Here is a 16,097-nt window from a genome sequence, read left to right as displayed (position 1 = left end):
AATGGTAATACTCATTGGTTATCTTGCAACCCTTGGTGTCTACTTTTGCATCTACAATATCTTCGCTATTGGATTGAACATACAGTTCGGGTATGCAGGCATTCTCGACTTTACCGTTATCACCTTCATGGCAGTCGGAGCATACATGGCGGGGGTAGGGTCGCTGGGCCGGGCACAACCTGGAACCGAGATCTACTACATACTTGGGCTCTCGCTTCCTTGGCCTCTCGCCCTACTCCTGGGTGCGGTCAGTGCGGGAATACTTGGCTATCTGATCGGACTTATTGCTCTTCGACGATTACGCTCCGATTATCTGGCGATTGTCACATTGGCAGCTGGTTCCATCATCTACGGTCTTGTCGGCAACAACACCAAACTCTTCGATGGTTACGAGGGGCTTGTCGGAGTTCCACAACCCTTCAATGGGGTCCTCAACCTCAGTCCCAATACCTATGACTTGCTATTTATGTTGTTTGCAGCAGTCATTATGTTACTCCTATGGTTTATCGCAAATCGACTCTATAAATCACCACTTGGTAGGGCAATGCGTGCCACTCGCGAAGACCTCGACGTGGCCGAGGCCTTCGGTAAGAACACCTATCGCATTCGAATGATGGCGATGGTCATTGGCGCAATCTTCGTCGGTATTGGGGGTGTACTGACCATTTGGTTCATCACCGCTCTGGCTCCTGCTGGGTGGGGAACGAGCGAAACATTTGTGATCTGGGCGGCACTCATCGTGGGCGGAATGGGTAACAACAAGGGAGCGGTCATCGGTTCGTTCCTGGTAGCGGTCCTGTTCAACGAGGCGACGAGGTTCCTTCCCAGTATCAATGGGTTTCCCAGTCTGATCCCAGAGATCAGAAACATCTGCATTGGGGCTCTCGTGATCTTGACCTTGCGGTTCCGCCCCCAAGGAGTGTTCCCAGAGCGAAAGGCCAAGTTTTACGAGTTGCCATTAACTGGCCAAACACGAGCGATCACGCCTGAGGTTGCGGTTACGGGAGCTGAGGAATGATGACAGAACGGGTCCAACAACCTATCCTCTCAGTGGTCGGGCTCGAGAAGGCCTTCGGTGGAGTTCAGGCGGTGCAAGGTGCCGAGTTTGAAGTGCTAGAGGGTTCCATTACCGCACTCATCGGCCCCAACGGTGCAGGCAAATCAACCGTGGTCAACCTCATCGCGGGAGCGTTGCGTCCAGATGCCGGCAAGATTCGCTTTCGGAATAACGACATCACCGGATACAAGCCACATCAGGTTGCGAGGAACGGTCTGATTCGGACCTTTCAGATATCGCGCGAATACCCTGCGATGACCGTCCTCGAAAATCTCATGGTGTCGCCGCTCACACAAACGGGTGAACATCTCTTCTCAGCGCTGTTTCGCCGCAAGCGGTACCAGGGCCAGGAACGCGAGTTCGTTGAGAAGGCGTTACACATTCTCGACGAATTTGGCCTCTATGAGATGCGTAACGAGTACGCACGCAATCTCAGTGGTGGACAGAAACGTCTGCTAGAACTCGCCCGTGCGGTGATGGCCGAACCTAAGATGCTCATTCTCGATGAACCGATGGCGGGCATCAACCCTGCCTTGATCTCGCGTATCGGTGAGCACATGCTTCGTCTGAAAGAGGAGAGCGGCTACACGTTCCTTATGGTTGAGCACAACCTTGATGTGGTCGAGCGCATCTGTGATCATGTCGTCGTGCTGGCCGTCGGCCGCACGTTAGCCCAAGGAACTATGAGCGAGCTTCGCCAAGATGCGGAGGTCGTCTCGGCCTACTTGACAGGAGGGTCTGTTGGTGCAGGTACTAAAGGTTGATCGACTTACCGCGGGGTACGGGAAGATCCCGATCGTTCAAGAGGTATCTCTTGAGGTCGGAGTCGGACAGGTGGTCACGATCGTTGGACCCAATGGTGCGGGTAAATCGACATTTCTCAAAGCAGTATTTGGATTAATTCCGCGCATGGCTGGAACGATCCATCTCGATGGAGATGAAATTACCGGCGTTCCCACCCATCGACTGGCGCATGCCGGCGTGGCGTATGTGCCTCAAAATGAGAATGTCTTCCCATCGATGTCAGTTGAGGAGAATCTGGAACTCGGAAGTTTCGTGTCATCCAAGGGATTTCGTACACGGGTGAACGACATCTGGGAGATCTTCCCAGAGTTACGGCCAGCGAAGGGAAAGAAAGCTGGACTGTTGAGTGGCGGCCAGCGTAACATGCTCGGCATGGCGCGCGCGCTCATGGCGGAGCCAAAGGTGGTGTTGTTGGATGAACCGACAGCAGGCCTCTCCCCTGCAAATGTTGAGGTGGTATGGTCGCAGATCGCTACCATCAGTGAACTCGGTACCAGCGTGGTGGTGGTGGAACAGAACGTAGACAGGGCTCTCGACAGCTCCGATCACTGCTACATCATCGTCGCAGGTCGCAACCACGACCATGCAGCACCAGAAATTCTTCGAAAGTTGGATTTGGCCGGCATCTTTTTGGGCGCTTCTGCAGAACAGCAGGCCTAAGGCAAGTCTCTACCTCACAGAGGTACGAGTAAACAGAAAAGGGGGAAATCACTCATGTCGCGCAAGGAGTCAGTACGAGCAAAAAAGATCCGCAGAGGCAGGATCACAAAAACGAAGGTGGTCGGCACAGGCCTGCTCGCCCTCGGAGCCATGACTATGGCCGCGTGCGGCAGCACGGCAAGCTCGGCGAGCACCACCAGCAAGTCGAAAGGAATTAGCGGTACGATTCAAGCAGGCATCTTGCTACCCATGAGTGGGAAAGAGGCATTTGTCGGCCAGTGGTTCGATCACGGGGTTGAGGCTGGCCTGTATGCCGTGAACCATGGCGGCGGAGTTCTTGGCGCAAAGATCTCCGGGACATTAGCTGACACCGCCGGAGACCCCGTTGACGCGGTCACCGCCTTCCACACCCTGTTGCTGCACAACCCCTCGGTGATCTTTGGTCCATCGTCGCTCGAGATCGAAGGTGTTGTTCGCCAATTTGGTCCAGATCATGTCGTAGATTTCATGGAGGGTGGGACAACCCAGCTCGACTATATGCAGTATCCCTATGTCTACCGCGTCTTCCCGTCGGACTCAGAGCTACTCTCCGGCGAGGCGTATTATGCGTACCAGGGCAAGGGATGTCACCTTGCCGCAGAGGTGTATGACTCGGGACCTAACGCGCAAGCAGAGGTTGGACCGGTTACCAGGGCTTACGAGAAGCTCGGCGGCAAGATCGTGGCCAGCGAGACAATTGTCGCGGGTCAGAGTTCGTATCTGTCGACCGTTGCGAAGATGTTCTCCGGAGCACAGCGGCCGCAGTGCGTATTCTTTCATATGGATCCCCAGACCGCGAGCACATTCTTCGCCAATGTCAGCCAACTAGGACATCTGAATATACCGTTTATCACCGGCGATACCGGCGCATCAACCCAGATGGCACAGGCGATGGGACTCCAAAACGCCAGCAAGTGGTTGTCAGGTATGGCAGCTCCACCAGCTTATGCACAGTCGAACGCAGCCTTCCTGAACGCTTATCAAGCAGTATGGCACACCAACAAGCCGCTGCCCGCATCGCCAGCGATGTATGATGCAGTGGTCATTGCAGCACTCGCCATGGACGCAGCACACTCATCAAATCCTACGATTTGGCGCCCGTTTATTACGAAGGTATCAAACCCGCCAGGAACCAAGTGCTACACCTACACGAGTTGCGCAGCGCTCTTGAAAAAGGGCACAAAGATCAACTATCAAGGAGCTAGTGGTAATGAGGACTTCAATCAATATCATAATGTGTTTTCATCTTTTGAAGTGGTGAAGTTCACCTCATCTGGCAACCTAAAGACGGTCTTCAACGAGCCTGCATCGGCTCTGGCAAAACTCTATTGACACTAGTCCCTCGATTCGCAACGCATCGGCTCAGAGTGTGCGGGGACCCACCATACGAGCTATGCGATGGGATCGCCTCACGTGCACAGAATGCTCACTTTCTTACATTATCGCAGGGTGGGCAAGCGGCCGAGAGGATACAGAACAAGGAGCCCGTCCAGAAATCATAAGAAAGTACTGTCGCACAATTATCACCATCGAGCAGAGATAGAGAGTATCGAGAGGCAACCGGTAGGTCGTAAGATCTGGGTGCCTGAGCAGAGCTTGAGGTTTTCCAATGAAGGCTTCAAGCTCTGCTCGGCTTACTGGGCAGGACTCCTTCGGCAGGGCACACTGGGAACAGAACAGCTTGGAGAAATCGCCACACGAAACTGCAGGCCCCTAGATCGCAGGCGTAGTGAAGTGGTGGGGCCGACAGCTCGGCTCTCGCGACGCCAGCTATTCAGGATGCCAAAGACGCTCACCCACACCCGGGCCACCGCTCTGACATGCGAAGACCTAGGGCTTCGAACGGAACAAGTACGCGATCACTCTTCACTTTCACGGGAGAGGGAGGAACGCAAACCCTAGGATCGCTAGAGGCGCATTCTAGCAACTCAGTGTCGCGACCATCGCAAACACATCTCTGCCCAGAAAAGAATGATCGCGATGTTGACGAGGAGCCGCGCACACACTGATACTGAGACCTAGGGTATGGTTATGTAGGAGGGCTAAAACGACGATCACCACGATTATCGACACTGCGGTCCAGACCCAGCCGCCATGTTCCGCATGACTCCACCCCCACCTCTAAACCGCCGCCATTCCTGGGGGTTTATCCCGCGCCGCAAGGCGCGTTCGCAGCACCTCATGTTCTGAGCGCATGGGCTCATCCTGGGTGGCCGTATTCATCCAAGTCGAGTCAGAACGCCGGTGCATGCCTGAAGCTAGGGCGTTACCAACGGGCCACCCCACACAGCATTGCCCCATACGTAGCAAGCATCATGAACTTGCTAATCGGGCAAGCGCTTCGAACTCACCAAGAACCTGTGGATTGGCCACGGAATCACTTGAAGCGACCTCTGCGAGCTTCGCTCCAAGAAAGAGCCGCCGTATCGGGACCTCTAACTTCTTCCCATTCAGGGTCTTCGGGATATCCGAGACGATAAAGATACGATCGGGGACATGCCGGGGTGAAAGCTGTTCTCGCAGGGCAGTACGAACTCTCTGGCGTACATCATCTTCGGTGGCCTTCGGAGTAAGCACAAGAAAGAGTATGAGTTCACCAGTTCGATCGAGAGCCGACGTATCGATGACCAGGGATTCACGCACCCCTTGTATCGCCTCCACCACCCGGTAGAACTCGGCGGTGCCCATACGAACACCACCACGATTCAGTGTTGAATCGGAGCGACCGTAGATGATGCTGGAACCATCTGGGTAGAACGTAACCCAGTCGCCATGCCTCCAGACACCCGGAAATTGCGCAAAATACGCATCATGATAGCGACTCCGATCCTCATCGTTCCAGAACCCGATCGGCATCGAGGGCATGGGCTTCGTGATCACCAGTTCGCCCATCTGTCCCACCACCGGTGTCCCTGACTCCCCAAAGGCAGCGACGGCTACGCCGAGCGCTCGGGCCGCGATCAAGCCTGCTCTCGTCGGATGCATCGGAGAACTGCCGAGAAAGGCAGTACAGACGTCGGTGCCACCAGAGGCCGAGATGAGCTGGACTGAACCTGGAACATGTTCATACACCCAATCAAATCCATCAATAGTAAGTGGTGCCCCGGTCGAACCAATAGCTCGTAACGACGTACCACGAATGAGCAACCGTGGGTCTACCTCGCCAACCTGTGAGCTGCGAAGAAAGGGAGCCGAGACACCGAAGAAATCGATACCTGCCCGATCAATCAGGCGCCAAAGCTGACCGAGATCGGGGTAACCTGGGGAACCATCGTAGAGCACGATGGATGCACCGACCAAGAGACCACCCATCAAGAAATTCCACATCATCCAACCCGTGGAGGAGAACCAAAAGAAGGTGCTACCGTCAGTGATTCCGTTCTGGATCTCAAGGACCTTCTTGTGCTCGAGGACGATCCCACCATGCGAGTGAATGATTGCCTTCGGGACACCCGTCGTTCCCGACGAGTAAAGAACCCATAACGGGTGGTTGAAAGGAACTCGCGCAAAGGTAAGCGGCTGCTGGCCCTCGATCGCCTCATCAAAGGAGACCACTCTCCACGGCCCCGACGTCATGCCAGTCGAGGATCCAGCCACGATAACGGTACCGACGCTCGGCAGCTCATCAAGGATCGCCCGTAGCGTGGTGCTGCGATCGATGAGACGACCGCCGTAACGATACTCAGTCACTGCCAAGACAACCTTTGGCTCAATCTGACGAAAACGATCAACGACCGCACCGACGCCAAAGTCAGGCGACGTACAGGACCAAACAGCACCGATACTCGCGGTCGCAAAGAGTCCCACCACTGCCTCGTAGATATTGGGGAGATAACCCGCCACCCGATCCCCCACCTCCACACCGGCCGTTCGGAGCGACGCCGCCAACTGCGCGACCGCTCGCCAGAATTCGTGTGCCTCGACCCGTTCGAGCATTCCCGACTCGTCGGCTCTAATGATGCACGCTGGATCCTGAAAGCGGAGATAGGCCTCTTGCGCATAGTTGACAAAGCCGTCTGGAAAGAAGACGGCATCGGGAAGACTTCCTACCAGCTCGCGCTCGCCCAGATCACCGGCGAGACGACAAAAACGTGCGATCGAACGCCAGAACGGCCCAATTTTGGTGATGCTTGCCTCATAGAGTTCGTCATAGGCCGTCGAAGTGACCCCTAATCCGTGCCCCTCTGCCCGTAAATACGCACCAAGGGGGCCTGACAGGCCTCCATCCTTAGGCTCCCAAAGGATGTCGCCCACCTCGGTCATCGATCAATCTCCTCAATCGTTAAGTCCAGCTGACGCAGGATCTGTTGTGCCTTCAATAACGAACGTCGAACCTTGGCGAGTTCCTGTTGCACCTGTTTCACTTTGGCCGGGTCAAGACGTCGGTAACCCAACAACTGCGAGAAGCTCACATCATCAAGCTGAGATAACAGACCCTCGATGCCCTCCAACATATGCTCGCGGCGCTCATCGGAATCTGTCATGACTACTACTCCTCACTTTGGGTTCGTTTCACCTCATGGATCGCATAGTTGCCTGCTTGGTATCCCTCTCGCAACACCTTCTTGTGGAACTTACCCACCGACGTGCGCGGAATAGCCTCGACAAAGGAAAACCGCTCTGGCAACCACCACTTGACGATTCGGGTAGCGAGAAAATCGCGGAGCTCTCCGACCTCGAGATCCTCTCCCGGTTTTACCACCACGAAAGCGAGCGGGCGCTCAAACCAGCGATCGTCGGGGACGGCGATCACGGCAGCCTCTGCCACCTTCGGGTGGGCCATAATGGCATTCTCGAGTTCAATGGACGAGATCCACTCTCCACCGGACTTGATCACATCCTTGGTGCGATCAACAATCCTCACATAGCCCTCCCTGTCGACTGTGGCGATATCTCCGGTTCGAAGCCACCCGTCGTCGAAGTTCTCACCTCCTCGACCCCCCAAGTACCCTGCGGTAATCCACGGACCGCGCACCTCAATCTCCCCGAGCGCCTTGCCATCCCAGGGTTGGACCTGCTGCTGATCGTCCACAATACGCAACTCGACACCAGGAACGACCTTCCCCGCTGTCGCAAGGTAGTCAACAAGGCGCTCACGAGGAGTGCCTGAGGGCGGAATGGCCAGGGTACAGACCGGTGAAGTCTCCGTCATGCCCCACCCTGAAACCACAGGAATGTTGTAGTGCTCGAGGTAGGTTTCGATCAGCGATCGAGGCGTTGCCGATCCTCCGGAGGTCAACATCCGCAAACTCGAGACATCGGTAGGATGTGATTCAAGATAGTTCAACAGATCATTCCAGATCGTCGGCACCCCTGAGGAGAGCGTCGGATGGAAGCGTTCGATCATTGCCGCGAGCGGTTCTGCCTGTAGGAAACGTCCAGGCATAATCATGGTCGAACCGGTGAACCAGCAGGCATAGGGCGCCCCCCACGCTGCGGCGTGAAACATCGGTACCACGATGAGCGCTACATCACCCTTCGACTCCAGGATATTCCAGCTCCGCTGGCTATAGAGAGGTAACGCACTGATGGCGTGCAGGTACGTGGAACGATGCGAATACACCACGCCCTTTGGATTGCCGGTGGTCCCTGAGCTATAACAGATCATCGCGGCATCGGTCTCTACGACGTCGGGCCACTCTACCACCGGAGCCGCATCGCGCAGAAACTCTTCGTAATCGAGCACCTTACACCGTTTGGCTATCTGCTCCTTGATGGCAGCATCGGCGGTCGCACCCACCACAATGACCGTTGCAACGCTCGGGCAGGCCTCGAGCACCTGTGCCAACTGTGGCAACATCATTCCATCGGCGATGATGGCACGATCACCCGCATCATCGATGACATATCCGAGTTGATCGGGTGCGAGCCTGAGGTTCAGCGTATGGATCACTGCCCCCATGGCGGGGATACCGAGGTACGCCTCGAGGTGTTGTTGATGATTAAAACAGAAAGTCCCTACTCTGTCTGAAGGACTGATCCCGATCCCAGCTAAAGCACCGGCGAGTCGTGCAGCCCGCTCCGCAACCTCCGAAAAACAAGCGCGAACGCCATCGGTACCATCGTAGGTGATCACCTCTGCATCCGGAAAAGCTTGCGACCCATAACGAAGTATGCCTGCCACTGTCAGTGCACCCTGTTGCATCGTCGATTCCATGATCTTCCCTTTCGCCGTCCGAACTGTAGCCTATCAAAGTTCTACCATGGCTACCAGGCATCCCAGCGACGCCTCCCGCCTCATCGCAGTACCCCAACACAAAACATCGGCCAACTCCTCAACGAGGCCCCTCGTCGTCGGGTAGAATGGGCTTTGCCAACCAAGGTTAGCAACACAACAGGTAGGTAGGCTTAGCGAGGATCGCTCAAGTCGGCCCTTGGCCTAGGGATCGCTTACGAAGGATCGAGAGACGTCATGTATCATTCCTATCCAACTGAGCCGTGGTTGGGTGATCCAGCAACTGTTGAGGAGATTCTCTCGGAGATACTCAGCAATCTCGACGATCCGGAGCGGTTGCTCACCTCCGATGTGTTGGCACCGTTGCTGCTCGCTCTGACACCAACGCTTATGGACCCTAGCGCGAGCAGAAAGAGTGCAGAACTCACTGCTATCACGCTCCAGCGATTGGGCTACCCCCCGTCCACAACACTCACCCTCATCGACGCCCTTGCAGGGACGATCACGAGGGATCGACCGGACCTCAACCCCGACATGGTCACCCAACAACGCCAACGCCTTCAAGCAAGGGCAATGGATACATTGGACCGGCGTCACCGAGCAGAGCTGCGATCCGCACTCGCTCTCAGCCATCATGACGCCTTAACTGGACTGATCAATCGGCGCGGATTTATCGATGCCTTGACGGCAAGCCTGCTCCGAGCAGAGCGTTCCCATACCCAAGTAGCGCTCGCCCTCCTCGACGTCTATGCACTGACCTCCACCGACAAGAGCATCGAATCCGATCCTCGCGATCATGATCGCCTGCTGGTACAGCTGGCGAAACGACTCGGCTCCGTTACACGTTCAACGGACACAGTCGCTCGTCTTGGCGACACCACCTTCGCTCTCCTCGTCGAGGCCGCTCATGACCGCGAGGAGGTACTTGCGATCATCACACGAGAGCTTGGCACAATTGGTTCCTTACGGCCTGTTGTCGAGGATGAAGATCCTCCAGCGTGGTACGCAGGGCTCGCCATCTCATGGCGGGAAAATGCCGACCCAATGCTTTTGCTTAGCATTGCAGAAGGGGCACTCTCACAGGCCCTCGTCACTGGCACGGAGCCTGGCCTCCACCTGGTGACTATGCCAACGGATCACACCCAGCACGAGCCCAGCACTACGGCTGGCCTTCGCTCCACCATCTCCGTTGCAGGGGATAATCTTGAGGTGCGCTACCAGCCGATCGTTGATCTCGGCACTGGACGGATCACCCAGTACGAAGCCCTGGTGCGTCTGCGGGTCGCCTCTGGTCTCGTTGGTCCTGAGGACTTTATCGATACGCTCGTTCGCGAGGAACGGCGCAGGCTCTTTGAGGTCGTGCTCACCCAAGTGGCCGAAGACATCGAAAAGCACGGCGTCGAGACGCCAGTAGCGATCAATATTGAACCCGACCTCATCTCCGATGAGAACTACGCTCGCACGATCATTGCCATCTGGCGTCAACGTGGACTCTTACCTCATCAGCTGAGGATCGAGATCACCGAGAACCAGGATCTCGTCTCGCTCGCCTATGCTCCACTCGCTCTCCTGAAGAGCGCTGGCCATCACATCGCACTCGACGACTTTGGGACTGGATATGCGTCTCTTTCGCGTATCATGAGCTTTCCCTTTGATGAAATCAAGCTCGACCGGGCCTTCTCGGAGCCCATTGACCTACTCAACGTTGGCTTGCCCTTGATGACCGTGGCTATCGATCTGAGCCATCTGATGGAGGTCGAACTCGTCATCGAGGGCATTGAGGATCCACGGATGCTTCCCGTGCTCCATGCCCTCGGGGCACAACTCGGTCAGGGTTATGCACTGAGCCGTCCGTTGCCGATCACCGCGGTGCTCGCTCTTCCCAACCCACTCCCCATCGCTGCTATGCAATCGTACCCCGCCGTCGTCGCAGCGGTACAAGGCTTCCGCTGGGAACGTGCAATCCTCGCGCTCGCTGCCAGTGGGCACGAGGGGCCTCTGGCAGAGAAGGCGTGCCAAGTTGCAAGCAATCTTGGAGACCCCGATCTCATTGCGCTCCATCAGGCCCAGCACGAACTGGCCCAACAGGTGCTCGGTGCCAACGATAGTGCCATGGTAAAGGAATTTTGTCGACTCGGCATCGAACTACGACGTCGTATCTCTACTCGATTGGCCGTCGATTAGGCCGAGGACAAACCCACCCTCAACAGCGTTGAGCTCCACAAGCATGGCACCAACTGCTCCAAGGCGAAGGAGCTCACTCACCAGCATCGTCCGCGATACATGGAGCACGAAGTTCCTGCCACCAACCTCATCGAGAGAGCACGCCCCCTCATGGCCCGCGCGTGTCCACGCGAGCAGCCACTGTTCATCAACCAAATGGTCACGACAGTCCTCTAACTCTCGGACAAGAGCGTCGATGGCACCAGCTAACTGTGCACGGTTTGGGTAGAACATCTCTACAATCCGCATGGGATCGGTTCGAGCCACACGTACGCCATCACGTATCGAACCGGCTGCCAGCCTCCGCAGCAATTGACGATCCGGCACCTGGCCGACAAGGCGTCCGAGTGCTATCGCAGTGACATGGGGCAACGTCGAGATCATCGCGATAGCACGGTCGTGCTCCGCCAAAGCGATCGGTAGGACCCCGTTGCCCAACACCAGCGGAACCATCAATGCCCGAGCCAACGCCTCCGGTTCCTCTTGGCCGGACAGCACAACTGCCCAGTTGGCGCCCGCAAAAATCGTGGGGTCTGCGCTCTCGGCCCCATTCCCCTCCCTACCCGCCATCGGATGCAAACTCACATAGCGCAACGACGACGGAGGGTCCTCATGTGCCACCAATCCGCTCTTCACTGATGCGATATCACAGACGATTGGGCGGACGCCAAGCGAGATAGCCACGCCGTCGAGCTGATCGAGCGTCTCTTCGATCGACGGCGTCGGAACAGCAAGTACAATCAACTGACTCCGTCGAACAAGATCGTCGAGGGACTCGGCCGTCGTGATCGAAAACCTTTGCGCAACGGTATCCATCGACGCCGGATTCAGATCATAGCCAACCACGCCGACATTGCCAACGAGTGCTCCGGCGAGCGATGCGCCCATATGGCCTAGTCCGACGATACCTACCGGCGTAACCACCTCATTACCAATCCTCATGCACGCGTTCCTACGCCTCCGGACCGGAAGCCTCCTCATAGGAGAGTACTCCGCGAGGAAGCTGAGTCGAAGGAGTGACGACCTCTTTGGCTGTCCAACGCGGATAGCAGCCCATCAACTTGACTTGATGACCGGCCCGCAAGAGGGAACGCAGCAACGAACGCACCGGCTCCACGTTGGCATGTCCATCAGCCACAACGACAAAGCAATGGACATCTCGCTCACCCGCCAGCGGGCGCGATAGGATCGATGACATATTGACATCATGGTTTTTAAAGTGATTGGCGATCTCGCTCAGCGCGCCAACAGCGTCGAACCGGGGAACGATTGCGAGCATCGTCCGATCGGCACCCGTTGGAGCAGGTAAGGCATTCGCCACCAAGGCGTACCGGGTCCGCAACTCACTCACCTGTGCCACCTCAGTCGCCACGGCATTGAGTCCTGCCTGTGCACCGACACTCGGCGGCGCGAGCGCCATCAATCCTGGGTCTCGGGTGCTCACTACTTCATCACAGGCGGCCTTCGTGGAGACAGCATGCCGGACATGCAAGCCGCGATGACGAATGAAATCCGCACAGAGATCAAGGATCATCGAGTGAGAGATCACCGTATGAACCGATGCTTCCCCGTTGAGAGAGAATCCCCAGATCTCTTCGGCAAGAACAGCCTCGCCAATAATAAACGCATCTTCAGCATCAAAGATCAGTCGATCGAGGGTAAGCGTTAGTTCGCCCTCAGTTGAGTTCTCGATTGGAAGCACTCCGAGGAGGCCGGGTGTGGTGGATACCGTAAAGATAACCTGCTCCACTGAGGGCATGGGAAGCGGATCAAAATCGGTAAAACCAAAGAGCTCAATGACCCGATGATCAGAGCTGCCAAGCGGTCCTGCGAAACAGATCATCGGCCGTTCATGGTTCACCACCAACAAAATCCTCCTTCACACCCATCTCCTTCGCTCAAGCCTAGGACGACAACGCCCCTATCACCAACACTGACAGCCCCAACCGCCGAGGCTGTGTACCAATGCCTATCGGACGCCACCGAAGGTCAGCCACTGTTAACGACCTCAGTGACGGCCGCCACGAACCCATACCTCGTTCTTGTCGATAGTCGATCACACCACGCTTCCCTGCAATGTCGGGAATGATCACCTCCGCTGCCCATGCATGCGCGATCGATTCACCAACACGACATACGAGTGAATCCAATGGTTGAGATGGTGCAACAAGTCAGCGGTCACAACCAAGCATCATCACCGAATCGATGACCAAGTATTTCCTGGAGCTGCCAAGGGTATGGTGCGTCCGCTACCGGGGCAGTACCGCTGGTCAGCCGTCATCCCTGTCACTAAGCCGCACTCCCCGATTGTGAGCCCTCGAGAAGATTGGTGGCACGCCGAAAGAACGGTAATGGTGTTTGGCGACCCCTAACCACATGCGAACAGTAGCGGCTACTGCACCGTTCCGGCATGTCCAGTTTGGTTGTTCACGATCGCCTGCAACGTCGTTGGTCACGCGATCACGGTTGCCGCGAGACCCTAGCGATATGTACTCCTTCACACAGCGAAGGGGTCAAGACCAGGGATGGGGTGCACGCACGACGCAGTCACTGACGATGCCTTCGCAAACCTGATCGGAACACCCGCGACCAGGAACGAATCCGACCTTCGTTAGCCCGCATCGACGACGATATGAGTGACCTCGCCCACGATGCCTAGAATTAACGACGATTCTTGCGTTCTACGCTCAGCCTGGGAGAGTCCTTCGCTAGATTCAAGAAGATGACTACACATGTTGAGCTCACCACCGATGACATCAACTTCATCCACGGCCAGGAGCTCTTCTTCGTTGCGACCGCACCGCTCAGCGACCATGGCCACATCAACTGTTCGCCAAAGGGTCTGCGTGATACTCTCTATGTGCCCGATGCCCGACATATCGCGTATCTAGACTTGACTGGTTCCGGGGCAGAGACGATCGCCCATCTACGCGAGAACGGGCGGATAACGCTGATGTTCTGCTCCTTCGGTGGAGTACCGAACATCCTACGAATCTATGGCAGTGGACAACCACTCCTGCCGGGTGGATCACGGTATGATTCCTTGATCACAAAGTTTCCCGAACGAGAGGGTGCCCGTGCCATCATCTTGATCACCATTGCGAGCGTCACTAACTCCTGTGGTTATGGTGTACCGATGGCCGCCCAGATGCGCCAACGCGACCGGCTTGAAAACTGGCTTGCAGCCAAGGGCAGCGACGGTCTAAAGAACTACCGTAAGCGCCACAATGCCCGTAGTATCGATGGTCTACCGGCCATACCGTAACCTACGCAACATCTGGGCCACCAGCTCGCTTTGCTGGCTACGCCTGCGGCGCCCGGCCAAAGACGGTGACCGTTGGGCCGTGATACATCCCGTCGATAGCCTCGTTGCCTTCTAGTCTCGCCAGGATGGCCGTGCTGGTGTCAAGTTTGTCACCCCTTGACCCAGCCCCAGCGCCAGTCTGGCGGCACGAGCCCCTGGCTGACGACCCGAATACGCGGTCAAATCATTCCAGAAGATGCCCCAACCGCTGGCGAGACGCTCAGAGCGACGGCCGAGGCGAACCAGCGACTGCATCGCGACACGCGTGGCCTTGGGGTGCTCGAGTGCCACACGTTGGATCGTGTAACCGGTGGTCAAAAACTTGCGAAAATGCTGATCGATGGCGCGACGATAGGCCACATCGCCGTTGGCACCCCATCGGTCGATCACTGTCGCGCACAGCGACGCACTGGTAAGTGCCGCGGCGATCCCTTCGCCCTGGAGTGGGTTCACAAGGCCTGCTGCATCTCCCACGAGATAGACCCCCTCCGCAGCGACTCGTGTGCCAACGAGCCCCATCTTCAACCAGCCACCCATCTCCTGATGTGTCCCAACCGTGGTGATGATGTTGCGATCAACCAGATCCTGCTCATAGCGGTCTAAGAGCTCACGTGCCCCTTTTGCACGAGCCCGTTGTGCACCAACGCCGACCCCAATGCCAAGGTTCAGCTGATCGCTACCCTGATCAAAGACCCACCCGTACCCCGGAGTCACCATCTCTCGACCCTCGAGCAAAAGATCAACGCGATCCGTGAGTGTGGAACCCGATACATGTCGCCGTAAGGCAAATCCGAGGAGGACACGATCGAGATCAACCATCCCCATTGCTCGCGCAACAGCAGAGTTTGCCCCGTCAGCACCCACTACCACGTCGAACTCCTCGTCAACCCCATCAAGGTGAGCTCGCAAGCGGCTACCCCGCCGCTCAACAGCACCGACTACCCCCACGCGGCTCTCAGCCCCTTCCGAGATCGCCATGCGGTAAAGAATATCGTCAAAGTCCTTGCGTCGGATCGTCAAGCCGTAACCCCGATGACCCAACCCGGGCCGGGCTGGCATCAGCATCTCGTCGCCTTCGAACCCAAGCCACATCGACCCGATCCGATGCGCGTCCCCAGGGAGGCGCACCCCTACCTGCTCCAGCACGGAGAGAGCCAACGGACCAATCACATCCCCGCACGCCTTGTCCCTCGGAAAGGTCGACCGATCGATCAGAACGACCGTATGGCCACCCCTGGCCAGCAGGGTAGCTGTGAGCGATCCCGCAGGGCCTGCACCAACAACCAGCACCCTCATGAGAAGCTGATCTGAATGACGCGCAGTTGAAGGTCGCTGCCTACGCCCCGACTAGGAAAGGGGTCCTTGATACCCACCTCCCAGTAGAAGCCGTCGTTTCCCGCCTTGGACGCCAAGATGACATCCTGGCCCTTGGTAACGCTCGCGTTGTAGAGATGCCAACCGGCGTCCGGAAGTGCAGCCTTGAAGAAAGCGAGAATCTGACTCGGACTCATAGGAGACCGGTACAAAACGTACCCATCAAAATTCGTGCCCTGAGGGTTAAGATTCTTATAGGTCCTTGGCACCATCCCAACCGGCACCAATACTGTCTCAGCGATGTTCTTGGGAATCTCACCGTCAGGACCTAGCCGCTGCAGCTGTGGCAGCGCTGTCGTCGCAGAGCCCGGTATTGGAATTTGCGTTGGCTTCTGACCACCACTTGGAATCGCCGCCAACGTTCCAATGCTGACCACGGCGATAACCCCCACTCCGGCGCTCCAACCTATCACCTTACGTCTGTTCACGATCTATCTTGTTCCATTCTCACGGACTCAGCC

General features: G+C 56.8%; 13 protein-coding genes. 6 read left to right on the top strand and 7 right to left on the bottom strand.

What is annotated here, in order from left to right; genetic code table 11:
* Nucleotide 1 precedes the first annotated feature (1 nt).
* From M7439_RS04685 to M7439_RS04670, 4 genes are read left to right on the top strand one after another with little or no spacing between them, the layout of a single operon-like run.
* A complete protein-coding gene (locus tag M7439_RS04685; RefSeq protein WP_298346136.1) occupies nt 2-1,018 on the top strand; it encodes a branched-chain amino acid ABC transporter permease in 1,017 nt (338 codons plus the stop codon).
* Complete coding sequence (locus tag M7439_RS04680) at nt 1,015-1,821, top strand: ABC transporter ATP-binding protein (protein ID WP_298442405.1); 807 nt, start codon at nt 1,015-1,017, stop codon at nt 1,819-1,821. Before M7439_RS04685 ends, M7439_RS04680 begins: the two co-directional genes overlap by 4 nt.
* Nucleotides 1,802-2,521 carry an ABC transporter ATP-binding protein gene (locus M7439_RS04675; protein WP_298346132.1) on the top strand — a complete coding sequence of 240 codons (720 nt, stop codon included), beginning with the start codon at nt 1,802-1,804 and terminating at the stop codon, nt 2,519-2,521. Before M7439_RS04680 ends, M7439_RS04675 begins: the two co-directional genes overlap by 20 nt.
* A gap of 54 nt (nt 2,522-2,575) precedes the next feature.
* Nucleotides 2,576-3,892, top strand: a complete 1,317-nt coding sequence (locus M7439_RS04670) for an ABC transporter substrate-binding protein (protein WP_298346131.1) — start codon at nt 2,576-2,578, stop codon at nt 3,890-3,892.
* Between the two features lie 981 nt (nt 3,893-4,873).
* Here M7439_RS04670 and M7439_RS04665 read toward each other — a convergent pair.
* From M7439_RS04665 to M7439_RS04655, 3 genes are read right to left on the bottom strand one after another with little or no spacing between them, the layout of a single operon-like run.
* On the bottom strand, nt 4,874-6,823 hold the full coding sequence (locus tag M7439_RS04665; RefSeq protein ID WP_298346129.1) for an acetoacetate--CoA ligase: 1,950 nt from the start codon (nt 6,821-6,823) through the stop codon (nt 4,874-4,876).
* Nucleotides 6,820-7,044, bottom strand: coding sequence for a hypothetical protein (locus tag M7439_RS04660; RefSeq protein WP_298346127.1), 225 nt, complete (start codon nt 7,042-7,044; stop codon nt 6,820-6,822). Before M7439_RS04660 ends, M7439_RS04665 begins: the two co-directional genes overlap by 4 nt.
* Nucleotides 7,045-7,049: 5 nt before the next feature.
* The gene (locus tag M7439_RS04655) at nt 7,050-8,717 is read right to left on the bottom strand and encodes a long-chain fatty acid--CoA ligase (RefSeq protein ID WP_298346125.1); all 1,668 of its coding nucleotides are present in this window, start codon (nt 8,715-8,717) and stop codon (nt 7,050-7,052) included.
* A gap of 255 nt (nt 8,718-8,972) precedes the next feature.
* Between M7439_RS04655 and M7439_RS04650 the strand changes: the two genes are divergently transcribed.
* Nucleotides 8,973-10,919, top strand: a complete 1,947-nt coding sequence (locus tag M7439_RS04650) for a GGDEF domain-containing phosphodiesterase (RefSeq protein ID WP_298346123.1) — start codon at nt 8,973-8,975, stop codon at nt 10,917-10,919.
* On the opposite strand, the gene M7439_RS04645 is transcribed toward M7439_RS04650, so the two are convergent.
* Together M7439_RS04645 and M7439_RS04640 are read right to left on the bottom strand one after the other, a co-directional pair.
* Nucleotides 10,881-11,900 carry a prephenate dehydrogenase/arogenate dehydrogenase family protein gene (locus M7439_RS04645; RefSeq protein WP_298346121.1) on the bottom strand — a complete coding sequence of 340 codons (1,020 nt, stop codon included), beginning with the start codon at nt 11,898-11,900 and terminating at the stop codon, nt 10,881-10,883. The genes M7439_RS04650 and M7439_RS04645 overlap by 39 nt on opposite strands.
* 10 nt (nt 11,901-11,910) lie before the next feature.
* Complete coding sequence (locus M7439_RS04640) at nt 11,911-12,822, bottom strand: prephenate dehydratase domain-containing protein (RefSeq protein ID WP_298346600.1); 912 nt, start codon at nt 12,820-12,822, stop codon at nt 11,911-11,913.
* Nucleotides 12,823-13,680: 858 nt separating this feature from the next.
* On the opposite strand from M7439_RS04640, the gene M7439_RS04635 reads away from it, so the two are divergent.
* The gene (locus M7439_RS04635) at nt 13,681-14,223 is read left to right on the top strand and encodes a pyridoxamine 5'-phosphate oxidase family protein (RefSeq protein WP_298346119.1); all 543 of its coding nucleotides are present in this window, start codon (nt 13,681-13,683) and stop codon (nt 14,221-14,223) included.
* A gap of 111 nt (nt 14,224-14,334) precedes the next feature.
* On the opposite strand, the gene M7439_RS04630 is transcribed toward M7439_RS04635, so the two are convergent.
* Entirely contained in the window at nt 14,335-15,558 is a 1,224-nt protein-coding gene (locus M7439_RS04630; protein ID WP_298346117.1) for a geranylgeranyl reductase family protein, read from the bottom strand.
* Nucleotides 15,555-16,064, bottom strand: coding sequence for a hypothetical protein (locus M7439_RS04625; RefSeq protein ID WP_298346115.1), 510 nt, complete (start codon nt 16,062-16,064; stop codon nt 15,555-15,557). Before M7439_RS04625 ends, M7439_RS04630 begins: the two co-directional genes overlap by 4 nt.
* Between the last annotated feature and the right edge of the window lie 33 nt (nt 16,065-16,097).

It is taken from the genome of Ferrimicrobium sp. (assembly GCF_027319265.1).
In the GTDB taxonomy this organism is placed as follows: domain Bacteria; phylum Actinomycetota; class Acidimicrobiia; order Acidimicrobiales; family Acidimicrobiaceae; genus Ferrimicrobium.
Note: the sequence above shows the minus strand (reverse complement) of the source record. Positions and strands in the feature narration are given on the sequence as shown.

Coding starts and splice junctions, on each gene's coding strand:
- M7439_RS04685 (WP_298346136.1), top strand. CDS start 2: ATGGTAATACTCATTGGTTATCTTGCAACCCTTGGTGTCTACTTTTGC.
- M7439_RS04680 (WP_298442405.1), top strand. CDS start 1,015: ATGATGACAGAACGGGTCCAACAACCTATCCTCTCAGTGGTCGGGCTC.
- M7439_RS04670 (WP_298346131.1), top strand. CDS start 2,576: ATGTCGCGCAAGGAGTCAGTACGAGCAAAAAAGATCCGCAGAGGCAGG.
- M7439_RS04665 (WP_298346129.1), bottom strand. CDS start 6,823: ATGACCGAGGTGGGCGACATCCTTTGGGAGCCTAAGGATGGAGGCCTG.
- M7439_RS04660 (WP_298346127.1), bottom strand. CDS start 7,044: ATGACAGATTCCGATGAGCGCCGCGAGCATATGTTGGAGGGCATCGAG.
- M7439_RS04655 (WP_298346125.1), bottom strand. CDS start 8,717: ATGGAATCGACGATGCAACAGGGTGCACTGACAGTGGCAGGCATACTT.
- M7439_RS04650 (WP_298346123.1), top strand. CDS start 8,973: ATGTATCATTCCTATCCAACTGAGCCGTGGTTGGGTGATCCAGCAACT.
- M7439_RS04645 (WP_298346121.1), bottom strand. CDS start 11,900: ATGAGGATTGGTAATGAGGTGGTTACGCCGGTAGGTATCGTCGGACTA.
- M7439_RS04635 (WP_298346119.1), top strand. CDS start 13,681: ATGACTACACATGTTGAGCTCACCACCGATGACATCAACTTCATCCAC.
- M7439_RS04630 (WP_298346117.1), bottom strand. CDS start 15,558: ATGAGGGTGCTGGTTGTTGGTGCAGGCCCTGCGGGATCGCTCACAGCT.